Origin of the sequence: Streptomyces sp. RerS4 (assembly GCF_023515955.1) — a bacterium.
GTDB lineage: Bacteria > Actinomycetota > Actinomycetes > Streptomycetales > Streptomycetaceae > Streptomyces.
The window spans coordinates 5,658,697-5,673,227 of sequence record NZ_CP097322.1 but is presented as its reverse complement, the minus strand read 5'-3'; the positions used below and the strand labels follow the sequence as shown (position 1 = coordinate 5,673,227).

Genomic DNA, 14,531 nt, shown 5'->3' with positions numbered 1-14,531 from the left:
GGGTGAGCGGGCGCTCAGCCACCGGCCGAACGCCCCCGCGCAGCAGTGCACACCCGCACCTGGAGGAGAGCCAACGTGCCTCGTACCGTCAGGGACGTCGTCTTCGTCGACGGCGTCCGCACCCCGTTCGGCAAGGCGGGCCCGAAGGGCATCTACCACGAGACCCGCGCCGACGACCTCGTCGTGAAGGCGATCCGGGAGCTGCTGCGCCGCAACCCGGACCTGGACCCCAAGAAGATCGACGAGGTCGCCATCGCCGCGACCACGCAGATCGGCGACCAGGGCCTGACGCTGGGCCGCACGGCCGGCATCCTCGCGGGCCTCCCGCAGTCCGTCCCGGGCTACTCCATCGACCGCATGTGCGCCGGCGCGCTGACCGCCGTGACCGCCGTCGCGGGCGGTGTGGCCTTCGGTGCCTACGACGTCGCCCTCGCCGGCGGTGTCGAGCACATGGGCCGCCACCCGATGGGCGAGGGCGTCGACCCGAACCCGCGCTTCGTCTCCGAGAAGCTGGTCGACGAGTCCGCCCTGTTCATGGGCATGACCGCCGAGAACCTGCACGACCGGTACCCGACGATCACCAAGCTCCGCGCCGACGAGTACGCCGTGCGCTCGCAGGAGAAGGCCGCCAAGGCGTACGCCGACGGCAAGATCCAGCAGGACCTGGTCCCGATCTCGGTGCGCAACACCAACGCCGAGGTCGGCGAGACCGGCTGGGGCCTCGTCACCACCGACGAGCCGATGCGTCCGGGCACCACGCTGGAGAACCTGGCGAACCTGAAGACCCCGTTCCGTACGCACGGTCGGGTCACCGCGGGCAACGCCGCCGGTCTCAACGACGGCGCCACCGCCGCGATCATCGCGTCCGAGGACTTCGCCCGCGAGAACAACCTCCCGGTCAAGATGCGCCTGGTCTCGTACTCCTTCGCGGGTGTCGAGCCCGAGGTCATGGGCTACGGCCCGATCCCGGCCACCGAGAAGGCCCTCGCCCAGGCCGGCCTGTCCATCGAGGACATCGGCCTGTTCGAGATCAACGAGGCGTTCGCCGTCCAGGTCCTCGCGTTCCTGGAGCACTACGGCATCGCCGACGACGACGCCCGCGTGAACCAGTACGGCGGCGCGATCGCCTTCGGTCACCCGCTGGCCTCCTCCGGCGTCCGTCTGATGACGCAGCTGGCCCGCCAGTTCGAGGAGCAGCCGCACGTCCGCTACGGCCTGACCACCATGTGCGTCGGCTTCGGCATGGGCGCGACCGTCATCTGGGAGAACCCGCACTTCACCGCCGAGGGAGACGCCAAGTGAGCACCACCGCTGAGCTCCTGAAGGGTGCGGCCGAGCTGTTCCCGGACGAGGTCGTCACGTCCACGCACGTCCGTCACCTGGACCTGCCGTTCGGCGCCGGGCGCTTCGCGCTCGTCACGCTGGACAACGGCTTCGACCACACGAAGCCGACCACCTTCGGCCCGCAGTCCCTGGCCAACCTGAACGCGGCGATCGACCAGGTCGAGCAGGAGGCCCTGGCCGGCTCCATCGTCGGCGCGGGCATCACCGGCAAGCCGTTCATCTTCGCGGTCGGCGCCGACCTCAAGGGCGTCGAGCTGCTGAAGCAGCACGACGAGGCGCTGGCCATCGGCAAGGGCGGCCACGACGTCTTCAAGCGCCTCTCGGCGCTGGCCGTCCCGACCTTCGCGTACTACAACGGCGCGGCGATGGGCGGCGGTGTCGAGGTCGGTCTGCACTGCTCCTACCGCACCGTCTCGAAGGCCATCCCGGCCTTCTCGCTGCCCGAGGTCTTCCTCGGCCTGGTCCCCGGCTGGGGCGGCTGCGCCATCCTGCCGAACCTGATCGGCGCGGAGCGCGCGGTCTCGGTGATCATCGAGAACTCGCTGAACCAGAACCGGCAGCTCAAGGGCAAGCAGGTCTTCGAGCTCGGCATCGCCGACGCGATCTTCGAGGGCGCCGACTTCCTGGAGCAGTCCCTCATCTGGACCGCGAAGGTCCTCAAGGGCGAGACCGAGGTCGTACGCGCCGAGGTCGACCGCGGCGAGGCGTGGGACGCGGCCGTCGCCAAGGGCCGTTTCATCGCGGACTCCAAGGTGCACGGCGCGGCCCCGGCCGCCTACCGCGCGCTGGACATCATCGCGGCGGCCAAGGACGGCGACCTCCAGGCCGGCTTCGACGCCGAGGACAAGGCGCTGGCCGACCTCATCATGGGCGGCGAGCTGCGCTCGGGCATCTACGCCTTCAACCTGGTGCAGAAGCGCGGCAAGCGCCCGGCGGGCGCCCCGGACAAGTCGCTGGCCCGTCCGGTCACCAAGGTCGGCGTCGTCGGCGCGGGCCTGATGGCCTCGCAGCTGGCGCTGCTCTTCCTGCGTCGCCTGGAGGTGCCGGTGGTCCTCACCGACATCGACCAGGAGCGCGTGGACAAGGGTGTGGGCTACGTCCACGCCGAGATCCAGAAGCTGCTCGGCAAGGGCCGCATCAACCAGGACAAGGCCAACCGCCTGACCGCCCTGGTGACCGGTGTCCTGGACAAGGCCGAGGGCTTCGCGGACGCGGACTTCATCATCGAGGCCGTGTTCGAGGAGATGTCCGTCAAGCAGAAGGTGTTCGCGGAGGTCGAGGCGGTCGCCCCGGCGCACGCGATCCTCGCCACCAACACCTCCTCGCTGTCGGTGTCGGAGATGGCCTCGAAGCTCCGCCACCCGGAGCGCGTGGTCGGCTTCCACTTCTTCAACCCGGTCGCGATCCTCCCGCTGCTGGAGATCGTCCGCGGTGAGCAGACCGACGACGCCTCGCTGGCCACGGCCTTCGGTGTCGCCAAGAAGCTGAAGAAGACCGCGGTCCTCACCAAGGACGCCCCGGCGTTCGTCGTGAACCGCATCCTGACCCGCTTCATGGGCGAGATCCAGAACGTCATCGACGAGGGCACCCCGGTGGCCACGGCGGAGAAGGCCATCGAGCCGCTCGGCCTGCCGATGTCCCCGCTGGTGCTCCTGGAGCTCGTCGGCCCGGCGATCGGTCTGCACGTCTCCGAGACCCTGAACCGTTCCTTCCCGGAGCGCTTCACGGTCTCCCCGAACCTGGCGGCCGTGGTCAAGGCCGGCAAGCGCGGCTTCTACGTCTACGATTCCGGCAAGCCGGAGCTGGACCCCGAGGTCGCCGCCCTCCTGGTGCAGGGCGACTCCGTCCTGACCGAGGAGCAGGTCCGCGACCGCGTCCTGGACGCGGTGGCGCAGGAGATCGGCCTGATGCTGGAGGAGGGTGTCGTGGCCGAGGCCCAGGACATCGACCTCTGCCTCATCACGGGCGCCGGCTGGCCCTTCCACCTGGGCGGCATCACGCCGTACCTGGACCGTGAGGGCGTCTCCGAGCGGGTGAACGGCAAGCGGTTCCTCGCGCCGGGCACCGCGAGCGTCCCCGCCTAGTCCCCCACGGGCCGGAAGTCCCCCGGGACCCGAAAGGGCCCGTCCGCACAGGGGTGCGGACGGGCCCTTTCGCATGCCCGATCCGGGATCGGCGGGTCATTTGCGGCCGGCGCGTCCCGGCTTGACGAGGCGCTGGGCGGCGGGCGACGCGGGGTTGATGCGCAGGGCGTTGCGGGCCGCCTCGCGGCGCAGGTCGTCGCCGGCCTTGCCCAGCCTCGCGGCGGTCTCCGCGATCCGCAGCCACACCAGGGCCCGCCCGCTGTCGGAGGAGATGTGGATGGCGCGCTGGATCCGGCGCTTGGCCTGGTCGACCTCCTTGCGGCGGCTGTGCGCCTGGGCCATGCCGAGGAGCAGGTCGAGGTTCTCGTACTCGGCGAGGAGGCGGGCGCCCACCTCCAGGATGCCCCGGTCGTCCTTGGCCTCCACGAGGGAGGCGAACCCGCTGAGCGTGATGTCGGTGAACGGGACGTCGTCCTGGCCGCGCTCGCGCGTGGCGAGGAAGGTCCAGCCCGTGCCGCGCCGCCACTTCCAGGTGCGCGGGCCCGGCAGGTCGAGGCGGGTGCGGGTGCGCTCGTTGAAGTGCATGGACAGCTCGGGGCGGCCCTCCCACTGGTCGACGGCGGCTTCCACGTACGCCTCGGCGACCTCGCGCAGGAAGGCGTACCGCTTGGGCTGCATGCAGTAGCCGACGGCCTGGACGTAGGGGGTCACCTCGGAGCGGATGTACTCGACGTCCAGCACCCGGTCGACGGTGGCGCCGGTGGGGGCCTCCAGGTCGGGCAGCAGGGCGTGGGTGAGGGTGGCGGGGATGCGGTTGCTGTTGGCGTAGGGGCGCATCCGGCGGATGACCTCCAGCGCGCCGATCTGGGCGACGGGGATGCCGTAGAGGGCGCGGGCGGTGAACAGGCCGGTCGAGAAGCAGCCGATGACCTGTCGGGGCGCGAGGTGGGCGAAGACCGTCTCGGCGAGGACGGGGACGTCCAGGACGAGGAAGGCGACGCCGGCCTCGCGGGCCGCCTCGCCGAGGGTGTCGGCGAGGCTGGAGGGGGCGCTGGGGTGCGGTTTGAAGACGACGGAGGTGAAGCCGAGCCGCAGCGCGTTGTGGAACATGCGCAGGTGCAGCTCCTCCTCTTCCTCCTCGGTGAGGATGCCGAGCGGGGAGAGGTACTGACCGAGGAGGACGGCGGTCTCGGGGCCGCGCGCGGCCAGGGCCGGCGGGATCACCCGTTCCAGGATCGGCCGGCACTCGTCGGTGACCTCCGCGATCAGCTTGAGGACGGCGCCGGTGTGCACGGGCTCGGAGGGGATGCCGTACTCGGTGAGGAGCATGGGCAGCAGGGTCGGGACCAGGTCCAGGTAGAGGACGCGGGTGATCCGGCCGTGAATGCCGCGGTGGAGGTCGTTGCGGGTGGGGCCGTAGCTCATGACGCCGTCGGCGTAGACGGCTAGGGTGGCATCGGAGAAGATCTTGCAGAGGGTCTGGGCGGGTTTGACCTGGATGGACTCGACGACGAGTTCCAGGGGGCCGGGGCGCAGGCCCATCTTCTCGGCCATGACCGTGCGCCACAGGGGCGCGTCCTCGTCGCGGGGGGACCACAGGGCCGGGTGGAACGGGTAGATCAGGTCGTTCCAGTAGACGACGCGGTGGAAGCGCTTGAGGACGGCGGCGGCTCCGGGCATGTGGTGCAGGGGTGTGGCGACTTCGGGGATGTCGACGTTGTTGCACACGAGCAGGACGCGTTCGCGGTCGTCGTCGCCGAGTTGGCCGGCGTCGAGGGCGGCGGCGACGGTCATGGCGCCGTAGAGGGTGGAGGCGGCGAATATCCGGGTCATCGGGCGGCGGCGCCCTGGTGTCGGGAGATCAGCGCTCTGAGCTTGTTCACGCGTGCGGAGTCCATTCCTGCCAGTGTTCCCTCCAGGATGTCCTGGGGAAGCTCCTCCAGGAGCTGTGCGCCGCGTTCCATCAGGAGGGTCCGGGTGAGTTCCTCGTAGGACTCGGCCCGGTCCATGTGAATGACGATGAGGGCGCACAGAGTTCGCATGGCCTTGAACGACAGTTCATATCCGCGGGGGTGGGCGGCGAGCTCTTCGAAAATCAGTCGGAAGGCCGGGAGGAAGTCCAGCTGTCGCTCGTCGGCGACCTTGGTGAGCGAAGTCGACACATCGCGTCGGTAGAAGACGCCGTGGAGGTCGACGACTCCGAAGGACCGGGTGCGCAGGTGCAGCTTGTAGAACCAGGGGCGGTCTTCTGCGGTCCGCAGGGTCTCGTCGAAGAAGAGGGCTCCGACCTCGCGCAGGCGCTCCCGGTCGTAGATGCCGGCCCAGGACTGCGGGTAGTCCATGAAGGTCGAGGCGTCGACGGGGCCGATGTAGTCGGCGGGGTCGAGGGGAAGCGCGCGGGGGGCGAGGGGCGCCATGACGATCTTCCGCTTCCTGCCGTACACCCGGACGTGGCCGGTGCGCAGGAAATCGACGCCCGACTGGCCCATCCAGCCGACGAGTTGCGCGAGATATCCGGGCGCATACCAGTCGTCGCCGTCGAGGAAGGTGAAGAAACGCCCCCGGGCGGCGGCGAGGCCGATGTTGCGGGTGGCCGATATGCCGAGATTCCCGGGATTTCGGATCAGTACGGCTCCGGGAATCCGGGGCACCATCTCCTGGAGTATCTCTGACGTCCCGTCAACGGATCCGTCGTCCACGACGATGAACTCGAAATCCTCCCGGGCATTCAACGCCAAGGATTTGAGCGCCGTCCGGCAGTAGTCACGGACATCACACATCGCGACGATTACCGAAAGGGTCACCATCGGAAGCTCTCACCTTCTTCCCCTTTTCGCCACAACCCCGGGAGGCGGTCCGGACCAGGCGTCCGCGCACTCCACCGACCTACGTTCAGGTAACACGTCGGCCATCATGGCAGAAGCGGTACGCGGCCCCGAACGTTCACCGGGGTGTGACGTACAACTCCCGTGCGCATCGAAGCCCTTCCGTGACATGTAAGGGTGAGATCAGCATGTATGGTTCTGGACGGACCGACCCGCCGAGCCAGGAATCAACAGTGCGCATCCACGTGCTCGCCGACTCCGACACCCGCTGGAAATGGGGTGCGGGGCTCGCGGTGGGGCTGGCACCGGGCAGCGAGGTCCACGCCCACATGCTGCGCGGTCGGAGCACCCCGACGGCCCGCCAGCTGGCCGAGGTCGGCATCTCCCCCGCCTCCCTCACCGAGGCCACGCTCGCCGAGTTCGCGGCGGACCCGGAACTCGACAGGGCGGATCTGATCATCCTGGGCACCGTCGGCGGCGCCACCCACGCGGCCCTGCACGCGCTGGCCCACCGCTTCGCCGGCGCGCCGCGCCGGCCGATCCTGATGACCGGTTACGTCGGCGTGGTTTACGAGAAGATGGCCGACGGACTGCTGCTGCGCGCGGGCGCCGACATCGTCCTCGCGAACAGCCCGTTCGACCGACGTCGTTTCCACGACATATACGAGCCCCTCGGAATTCCCGGATCCTGCATCGTGCAGACCGCCCTGCCCTTTCTCGACCAGCGGCCCTACGACATGAACCGGACGCACGCCGAACACCCCTATACCGTGTGTTTCGCGGTCCAACCGTCCGTTCCCGCCGACCGAAACGGCCGCCTGTACATGCTGCGCCGCGCGATAGCCCACGCACGGTTGCGGCCCGGACGTGACGTCCTCATCAAACTCCGCAGCAAACCGGGCGAGGCCACCACCCATGTGGAGGCCTATCACTATCAGGCCCTCGCGGAACAACTCGACGAACCGCTGCCGCCCAACCTGCATTTCGTGTACGGCAACATGTCCCAGACCCTCGACCGCACCGACCTGCTGGTGACGGTCAGTTCCACGGCCGCCCTGGAATCGATGCACCGGGGCATGCCGACCGCGATACTGAGCGATCTCGGCGTACGGGAAATCCACGGCAACCACTATTTCGTCGGCTCGGGATGCGTCACCGACTGGTCGGCCATAGACGAGGGCGCCGCCCCCCTCGCGCACGAATCCTGGACGTTCGACCAGGGAATTCGATCCGCCGATCCCTTCGGTGAACTCCGCGCGCGGATCGTCGCGTTGCGCGGTGCGCCTTTGCCGCCGATAGCGCCCTACTACACGGCCGAAAGCGCCCCCGAATACGTCGGTACGCTGCTGCGCCGCCGCGGCCTCGAACCCGACGGCTCCCCCGGCGCGGGCGCGGCGGCGGCCACGCGCGGCTCCGGCCCGATGCGGCGCACCTCGCGCCGCGTGCTGAGGGTCGCGTACCGGTTCGGCGTCCAGCGCGTGGCCCCGAAGATCCAGCAGTGGGGCGGCGTATGAGCGCCTCCCCCACCGTCACCGTCCGCGTGTCCGTCGACCCCCGAGAGAGAGCCTCGTGAACGTCACCGCCGTCATACCCGCCCGGGGCGGCTCCAAGGGCATCCCCGGGAAGAACGTCGCCGAGGTCGGCGGGGTCCCCCTCGTCGCCCGCGCCGTCCGCGCCTGCCTCGGCGCCGCCCACGTGACCCGGGTGGTGGTGTCCACCGACGACGAGGCCATCGCCGCGGCCGCCCGCGCCGCCGGCGCCGAGGTGGTCGAGCGTCCGACCGCGCTCGGCTCGGACGAGGCGTCCAGCGAATCCGCGCTGCTGCACGCACTCGACCGGCTGGAGGAAGGGCCCGCGCGGCCCGTGGACGTCCTGGTCTTCGTGCAGTGCACCAGTCCCTTCCTGACGGCCGAGGAGGTCGACGCGTGCGTCCTCGCCGTCGTCCGCGACGGCGCCGACAGCTCCTTCACCGCCGCGCCCTTCCACGGCTTCCTGTGGAGCACGACGCCGGACGCCGGCCCCGGGCACCACGCGCACGGCGTCAACCACGACAGCGCCTCCCGCCCGCGCCGCCAGGACCGTACGCCCGAGTACCTGGAGACGGGCTCCGTCTACGCCATGCGCGCCGACGGCTTCCGTACGCACGGCCACCGCTTCTTCGGACGCGTCCAGCTCGTGCCGACGGCCCCCGAGCGGGCCATCGAGATCGACGAACCGGGCGACCTCGTCCGGGCCCGCGCCCTCGCCCCCCTGCTGGACGCCCCGCCCTGCGGGCCGGCGCCGGCGGCGCGGCAGAACCCGGCGGCCCCGTCGCCGCCGCGACCCTCGCAGTACCTCGGAAAGGAACTCTGAACAGTGGTGCACAGCAACCGGATCCGCCGGATCGGAAACAGGGAGGTCGGCCCCGGCCGGCCCACCTACGTGATCGGCGAGATCGGGATCAACCACAACGGCGACCTCGGGAACGCCCTCGCGCTGATCGACGCGGCCGCCGACGCGGGCTGTGACGCGGTGAAGTTCCAGAAGCGCACGCCCGAGATATGCACGCCGCGCGACCAGTGGGACATCGAACGCGACACCCCCTGGGGCCGGATGACCTACATCGACTACCGCCACCGCGTCGAGTTCGGCGAGGACGAGTACCGCGCCATCGACGAGCACTGCGCCCAGCGCGGCATCGACTGGTTCGCCTCCCCCTGGGACACCGAGGCCGTCACCTTCCTGGAGAAGTTCGGCGTGCCCACCCACAAGGTCGCCTCCGCGTCCCTCACCGACGACGAGCTGCTCCGCGCGCTGCGCGCCACCGGCAAGACGGTCATCCTGTCGACCGGCATGTCCACGCCGCAGCAGATCCGACACGCCGTCGAGGTGCTGGGCAGCGAGAACACCGTCCTGCTGCACGCCACCTCCACCTACCCGGCGAAGGCGGAGGAGCTGAACCTGCGGGTCATCAACACCCTCCAGGACGCGTACCCGAACGTGCCGATCGGCTACTCCGGCCACGAGACCGGCCTCCAGACCACCGTCGCGGCCGTCGCCCTGGGCGCCTGCGCCATCGAGCGGCACATCACCCTCGACCGCGCGATGTGGGGCTCCGACCAGGCCGCCTCCGTCGAACCCGGCGGCCTCGCCCGCCTCGTGCGCGACATCCGCACCATCGAGACCGCCCTCGGCGACGGCGTCAAGCGCGTCTACGACTCCGAGCTCGGCCCGATGAAGAAGCTCCGCCGCGTCCCCGGCGTCGTCGCCGCCGAAGCCGCCGAAGGCGTGACGGCCTCGGCATGACCGACACCCTCGCCCTGGTGGAGAGCCCGGCTCAACTACTGAACGTCCTGGAGTGGGCCCACGTCCACCCGGGCGAGGCAGCGTCCCTCACCATCGCCGTCCTCCAGCCGACGGACCCGCGCTCGCGCGCGCAGGTCCGTCGGCTGTGCGCCTTCGCCTCCCGGGCCAAGATGGTGTGGCGGCGCTACGAGGTCCGCGCCGGCTACCTGGGGCGCGCCCACGACCTGGTCCGCCTCGGCCGGGCGGTGGCCGCCGCCGACCGCCTGGTGATCGGGGACCTCTTCTCCCGCACCATCCAACTGCTGCTGCCCCGCTCCAAGGCCCGCGAGGTCGTCGTGGTGGACGACGGCACCGCCACCACGGAACTCGTCGGCCTGCTCACCGAGGGTGCGCAGCTCACCCGCTGGCACCAGGGCGACCTGAAGCCTTCCGCCAAGGGCGGCGCCGTCCACAAGTGGCTGGCCCGCCCCGAGCTGGCCCGTGCCACCTTCTTCACCTGCATGCCCGTGACCGCCCCGCCCGGCACCGAGGTACGGCCCAACGAGTACGCGTGGAGCCGGGAGACCTTCGGCCCGGTCCGAGTCCGGCCCGGAGCCGACCTGGCGGGCAGCTCCCTGGTGGAGACCGGAGTCGTCGACCAGGACCGGTACATCGACGCCATCGGTTGGATCGCCCGCAGCCGCGCCGTCCGCCGCTACCTGGCGCACCGCCGTGAGAGCCCGGGGAAACTGGAGCTGATCGCCGGTGCCACCGGCATGGAGATCGTGCACCCGGAACTGCCGCTGGAACTGACCGCGCTCACCGAGCCGATCGGGCAGTGCGTGCTGACCTTCGCCTCGACCGTCGCCTACACCCTGCCGATCGTCCTCGCCGGCTCCCCGGTGCGCGTGGAGCTGTGCGAGCTCGACGACGCGTGGATCACCCCGGACACGGCGGAACGTTCGGTGGACTTCCTGCGCCGGATCTCCGCCCTCGCGGTGGCCCGGCACGGCCTGACCAGCATCCCGCCGCAGCGCCGGGGCCGGGCGCGCGTGGCCCCGTAGGAGCACTGCCGGCGTCAGGAGCACTGCCGCGTCAGCAGCGCTGCCAGCGGCCCAGCGAGAGGGCCGTCGTGTCCTTCTGACGGGTGACCAGGAGTTCGCCCCGGGCGCTGATCGAGGCGATGACCACGCGGCCCAGGGCGTCGACGGCGAGCGCCGGGGCGTCGAGGCCCTCCTCGCCTATCTCGGTCCACCAGAGGCCGGCGGCCTCGTGTTCCGTGGGGTAGGCGGCGAGCGCCGTACGCCCGCCCACCGTGCGGTACGCCAGCACCGTGCAGTCGTAGCCGTCCACCACGGCGCGCACGGCGGCGAGGGCCCCGTGGCCCGGACCCCCGCCGACCGCGAGGACGCCGGCGCCCTCGCGGTGGCCGAACACCCCGCTCCCGTCGGCCGCGTGCCAGAAGTGGGTGACCCGGCCGGGGGCCGTCTCCACCATGCACAGCGAGCCGTCCTGGGCGAGGTACGGAATGTCCGCGCCCTTCGCGGGCGGGCCCCCGGGATGCTGCTGGGCCCACAGGCAGACCCCCTTCTCGCCGGGCGCGGCGAGCAGGACGCGGCCCTCGGCGGTGGAGCCGGCGCAGGCCCGCTCGAAGGTCTTGCTGCCGTGCAGGTCGTCCCAGGCGGCCCAGTTGCCCTTCGGGTCCTGGCGGCGTACGTGGAATCCGCGCCCGGCGTTGCGGACGAAGACGTACGGGGCTCCCCGGCCGTCCACCGCGACGCTGGGCGGACCGCCGCGATGGGACATCTCCGGCCGTTGGTAGAGGGTTCCGAGGGAGTCCCAGGGGCCGAGCGGCCGGCCGCTCTGGTACTGCACCGCGTGGTGGTAGGTGACGCGCTCGGCGTCCTCGGAGCGGGTGCGGCGCCGGCCCACGAAGTGGGCGTAGCCGTCGGCGCCCTGACCCACCGCGAGGTCGGTGAGCCCCTCGGCGGGGAAGAAGTCGGGGCCGTGCCAGTCGGGGCCGCCGGGGCTCCGCTCGGTCCAGCGGAGCAGACCGTCCTCGGCGCGGGCGTAGGCGGTGAGCCGGCCGTCCTTGCCGGCGAGGAGCCAGCGGCCGGTCAGGGGTCCGAGAGCGACGGAATTCCAGTCGTGCGCGGGGGTTTGTCCCGGCCCGGCGGCGTGGGGCGGAGAGGTCTGTGTCCTGCCCTTGGATCGCGTGCCCATGGACCGCAGACAATCCTTTCCCGTCACCCTTGGAACAGAATGAGGATACCCCGGGGGCCCTCTGACGTGTTCCTGCCCTTATGTTGTAGCCCGCGAGAATCCACGCATCCGTTCGGAAGGCCGGTCCCCGGGCATGACTTCAGACACCACCGCCACGACGACGCCGTCCGAGGACCGGGCGGGCGACGACCGGTTGGGCGACGACCCGGGCACGGCCCGCCCGTCCGGCCCGGCCGGCCCCTCCCGTCCGCCGCATTCGCGCGCCCGGCGGATCCGGCGGGGGCTGGCCTGGACGGCGGCCGGTGTGGTCCTCGTCGCGGCGGGCGGCGGTTGGTGGGCGTACCGCCACCTCAGCGGGAACATCGACAGCGTCGACCTCGACCAGGCCATCGGTACGGACAACCGCCCCGCGAAGGTGGTCGCGAACGCGCGGAACGTCCTGGTGCTGGGCTCCGATTCGCGGGCCGGCGCCAACGGCGAGCTCGACCACGGCGATGTCAGCGGCGCCCGCTCCGACACGGCGATGCTGGTGCACATACCCGAGGGCCGGGCCAGGGCGACCGCGGTGAGCATTCCGCGCGACACCCTGATCACCCGGCCCGAGTGCAGGAACGGCGCTGGCAAGACGGTGCCCGAGGCGCAGCGGGTGATGTTCAACTCCGTGTACACGCTGGCCGGTCCGGCCTGTGTGGTGAAGACCGTGGAGCAGATGTCGGGGATCCGGGTGGACCATTTCGTCGAGGTGGACTTCGCCGGCTTCAAGGGTCTGGTGGACGCGCTCGGCGGGGTCACGGTCACCCTGGACCGGCCGATGACGGGCACGAAGGGAGGCCTGAAGCTGGACGCCGGCACGCACCGGCTGAACGGCACCGACTCGCTGAAGTTCGTCCGTACCCGCTACGGCTACGGGGACGGCAGCGACCTCGGACGCATAGGGCTCCAGCAGCAGTTCATGCTCGCCATGCTGGCCGAGATCAAGAAGCAGGACGCCTTCGGCAACCCGGCCCGGCTGTACAAGCTCGCCGACGCCGGCACCAAGTCGCTGACGACCGACAAGGACCTGGCCTCGCTGGCGGCCCTCTCCGACTTCGCGCAGAGCCTCAAGGGCGTGGACCCGGGGACCATGGAGACCATCATGCTGCCGGTGGCCTACGACAAGGTCGACCGCAACCGCGTGGTCGTCGCCCAGCCGCAGGCCTCCCTGTTGTGGGAGGCGCTGCGGACCGACCAGAAGATCCCGGCCTTGGCGAAGGACTCCCCCGCAAAGGGCTGACCCGCCAAGGGCTGAGGTCAGAACTTCGCGTCCTGGCCGGTCTTGGCCAGGCGGCTGTTGCGGTAGCCGTAGACGAAGTAGACGGCGAAGCCGATGGCCATCCAGACGCCGAACCGGATCCAGGTGTCGGCCGGCAGGTTGAGCATCAGCCAGAGCGAGGCCGCGATCGACGCGATCGGGACCACCGGCACCCACGGGGTGCGGAAGGACCGGTGCAGGTCGGGGCGGCTCTTGCGCAGGACCATCACGCCGAGGGCGACCACGACGAAGGCGAACAGCGTGCCGATGTTCACCAGTTCCGCGAGCTTCTCCAGGCTGGTGAAACCGGCGACGACGGCGATGATGCCGCCGAGCAGGAGGGTCGCCCGGTACGGGGTGCGGTACTTCGGGTGGGTGACGGAGAAGACGCGCGGCAGCAGTCCGTCGCGACTCATCGCGAAGAACACCCGGGTCTGCCCGAGCAGCAGGATCATGCACACGGTGATCAGGCCCACGGACGCGCCCAGGCTGATGGCTCCGGCGAAGAACGGCTGGTCCACGGATTTGAAGGCTTCGGCGAGCGGGGCGCTCGGCGACATCTCCGTGTACTTCTGCATGCCGGTGACGACCAGCGTCACGGCGACGTAGAGCACCGTGCAGATGAGGAGCGAGCCGAGGATGCCGCGCGGCATGTCCCGCTGCGGGTTCTTGGTCTCCTCGGCCGCCGTGGCCACGACGTCGAAGCCGATGAAGGCGAAGAAGACGAGGGAGGCCGCGGTGAAGATGCCCATGACGCCGAAGTTGGTGGGCGCGTAGCCGAACAGCAGTTGGACCAGCGGCGCGTGCATGCCGTTGCCCGCGGGCTGTGCCTCGGCCGGCGGGATGAACGGGCTGTAGTTGTCGGCCTTGATGAAGAACAGGCCCGCGATGATCACGAGCAGCACCACGGTGACCTTGATGGCGACGACGACCGCGGTGATCCGCGCCGAGAGCTTCGTCCCCACGACCAGGATCGCGGTCAGCACCAGGACCAGCAGGAAGGCGAGCAGGTCGAAAGTGCCTCCGGCATCGGGTCCGGACAGCCCGACGGGCAGGTCCCAGCCGAGGTTGGTGTGCATGAGGTGGCGCACGTAGCCGGACCAGCCGACCGCCACGACGGCGGTGCCGAGCGCGAACTCCAGCACCAGGTCCCAGCCGATGATCCAGGCGGGGAACTCGCCGATGGAGGCGTACGAGAAGGTGTACGCCGAACCGGCCACCGGCACGGTGGACGCGAACTCGGCGTAGCAGAGCGCCGCGAGGGCGCAGACGATGCCCGCTGCCACGAAGGCGAGGGCGGTGGCGGGACCGGCGTTGTTCCGGGCGGCGATGCCCGTGAGGACGAAGATGCCAGTGCCGATGATGACGCCCACGCCGAAGACCGTGAGGTCCCAGGCGGACAGCGATTTTCGGAGCGCGTGTTCCGGCTCCTCCGTGTCCCGGATGGACTGTTCCACCGTCTTGGTACGGAAGGGGCTGCTCAAATCCTTGCTCACCGAC

11 protein-coding genes are annotated in these 14,531 nt (G+C 70.6%); 7 read left to right on the top strand and 4 right to left on the bottom strand.

The annotated features are described in order from the left end of the window. The first annotated feature begins 75 nt into the window (after positions 1-75). Both M4D82_RS26190 and M4D82_RS26185 read left to right on the top strand, forming a co-directional pair. Positions 76-1,302 (top strand): thiolase family protein, encoded by a 1,227-nt coding sequence (locus tag M4D82_RS26190; protein ID WP_249768381.1) that lies wholly within the window; start codon positions 76-78, stop codon positions 1,300-1,302. Further along, positions 1,299-3,428, top strand: a complete 2,130-nt coding sequence (locus tag M4D82_RS26185) for a 3-hydroxyacyl-CoA dehydrogenase NAD-binding domain-containing protein (protein WP_249768380.1) — start codon at positions 1,299-1,301, stop codon at positions 3,426-3,428. The genes M4D82_RS26190 and M4D82_RS26185 overlap by 4 nt, the downstream gene beginning before the upstream one ends. Positions 3,429-3,524: 96 nt before the next feature. On the opposite strand, the gene M4D82_RS26180 is transcribed toward M4D82_RS26185, so the two are convergent. Both M4D82_RS26180 and M4D82_RS26175 read right to left on the bottom strand, forming a co-directional pair. Further along, positions 3,525-5,261, bottom strand: coding sequence for a polysialyltransferase family glycosyltransferase (locus M4D82_RS26180; protein ID WP_249768379.1), 1,737 nt, complete (start codon positions 5,259-5,261; stop codon positions 3,525-3,527). Beyond that, positions 5,258-6,235 (bottom strand): glycosyltransferase family 2 protein, encoded by a 978-nt coding sequence (locus tag M4D82_RS26175; protein ID WP_283844510.1) that lies wholly within the window; start codon positions 6,233-6,235, stop codon positions 5,258-5,260. The genes M4D82_RS26180 and M4D82_RS26175 overlap by 4 nt, the downstream gene beginning before the upstream one ends. A gap of 251 nt (positions 6,236-6,486) precedes the next feature. Between M4D82_RS26175 and M4D82_RS26170 the strand changes: the two genes are divergently transcribed. The 4 genes from M4D82_RS26170 to M4D82_RS26155 are packed head-to-tail and all read left to right on the top strand — an operon-like array spanning position 6,487 to position 10,581. Next, positions 6,487-7,767, top strand: coding sequence for a DUF6716 putative glycosyltransferase (locus M4D82_RS26170; RefSeq protein ID WP_349637093.1), 1,281 nt, complete (start codon positions 6,487-6,489; stop codon positions 7,765-7,767). Between the two features lie 55 nt (positions 7,768-7,822). Further along, positions 7,823-8,605, top strand: coding sequence for an acylneuraminate cytidylyltransferase family protein (locus M4D82_RS26165; protein WP_349637092.1), 783 nt, complete (start codon positions 7,823-7,825; stop codon positions 8,603-8,605). Positions 8,606-8,608: 3 nt separating this feature from the next. Beyond that, positions 8,609-9,538, top strand: coding sequence for an N-acetylneuraminate synthase family protein (locus M4D82_RS26160; protein ID WP_502989003.1), 930 nt, complete (start codon positions 8,609-8,611; stop codon positions 9,536-9,538). After that, positions 9,535-10,581, top strand: a complete 1,047-nt coding sequence (locus tag M4D82_RS26155; RefSeq protein WP_249768376.1) for a hypothetical protein — start codon at positions 9,535-9,537, stop codon at positions 10,579-10,581. Before M4D82_RS26160 ends, M4D82_RS26155 begins: the two co-directional genes overlap by 4 nt. Positions 10,582-10,612: 31 nt before the next feature. Here M4D82_RS26155 and M4D82_RS26150 read toward each other — a convergent pair whose 3' ends face one another. After that, positions 10,613-11,740 carry a PLL family lectin gene (locus M4D82_RS26150; RefSeq protein WP_249768375.1) on the bottom strand — a complete coding sequence of 376 codons (1,128 nt, stop codon included), beginning with the start codon at positions 11,738-11,740 and terminating at the stop codon, positions 10,613-10,615. A 133-nt stretch (positions 11,741-11,873) separates the two neighbouring features. On the opposite strand from M4D82_RS26150, the gene M4D82_RS26145 reads away from it, so the two are divergent. Beyond that, positions 11,874-13,013, top strand: a complete 1,140-nt coding sequence (locus M4D82_RS26145; protein WP_249768374.1) for an LCP family protein — start codon at positions 11,874-11,876, stop codon at positions 13,011-13,013. 17 nt (positions 13,014-13,030) lie between these two features. Here M4D82_RS26145 and M4D82_RS26140 read toward each other — a convergent pair whose 3' ends face one another. Beyond that, positions 13,031-14,527: an amino acid permease gene (locus tag M4D82_RS26140; protein WP_249768373.1), complete on the bottom strand. Its 1,497-nt coding sequence runs from the start codon at positions 14,525-14,527 to the stop codon at positions 13,031-13,033. Positions 14,528-14,531 lie beyond the last annotated feature (4 nt).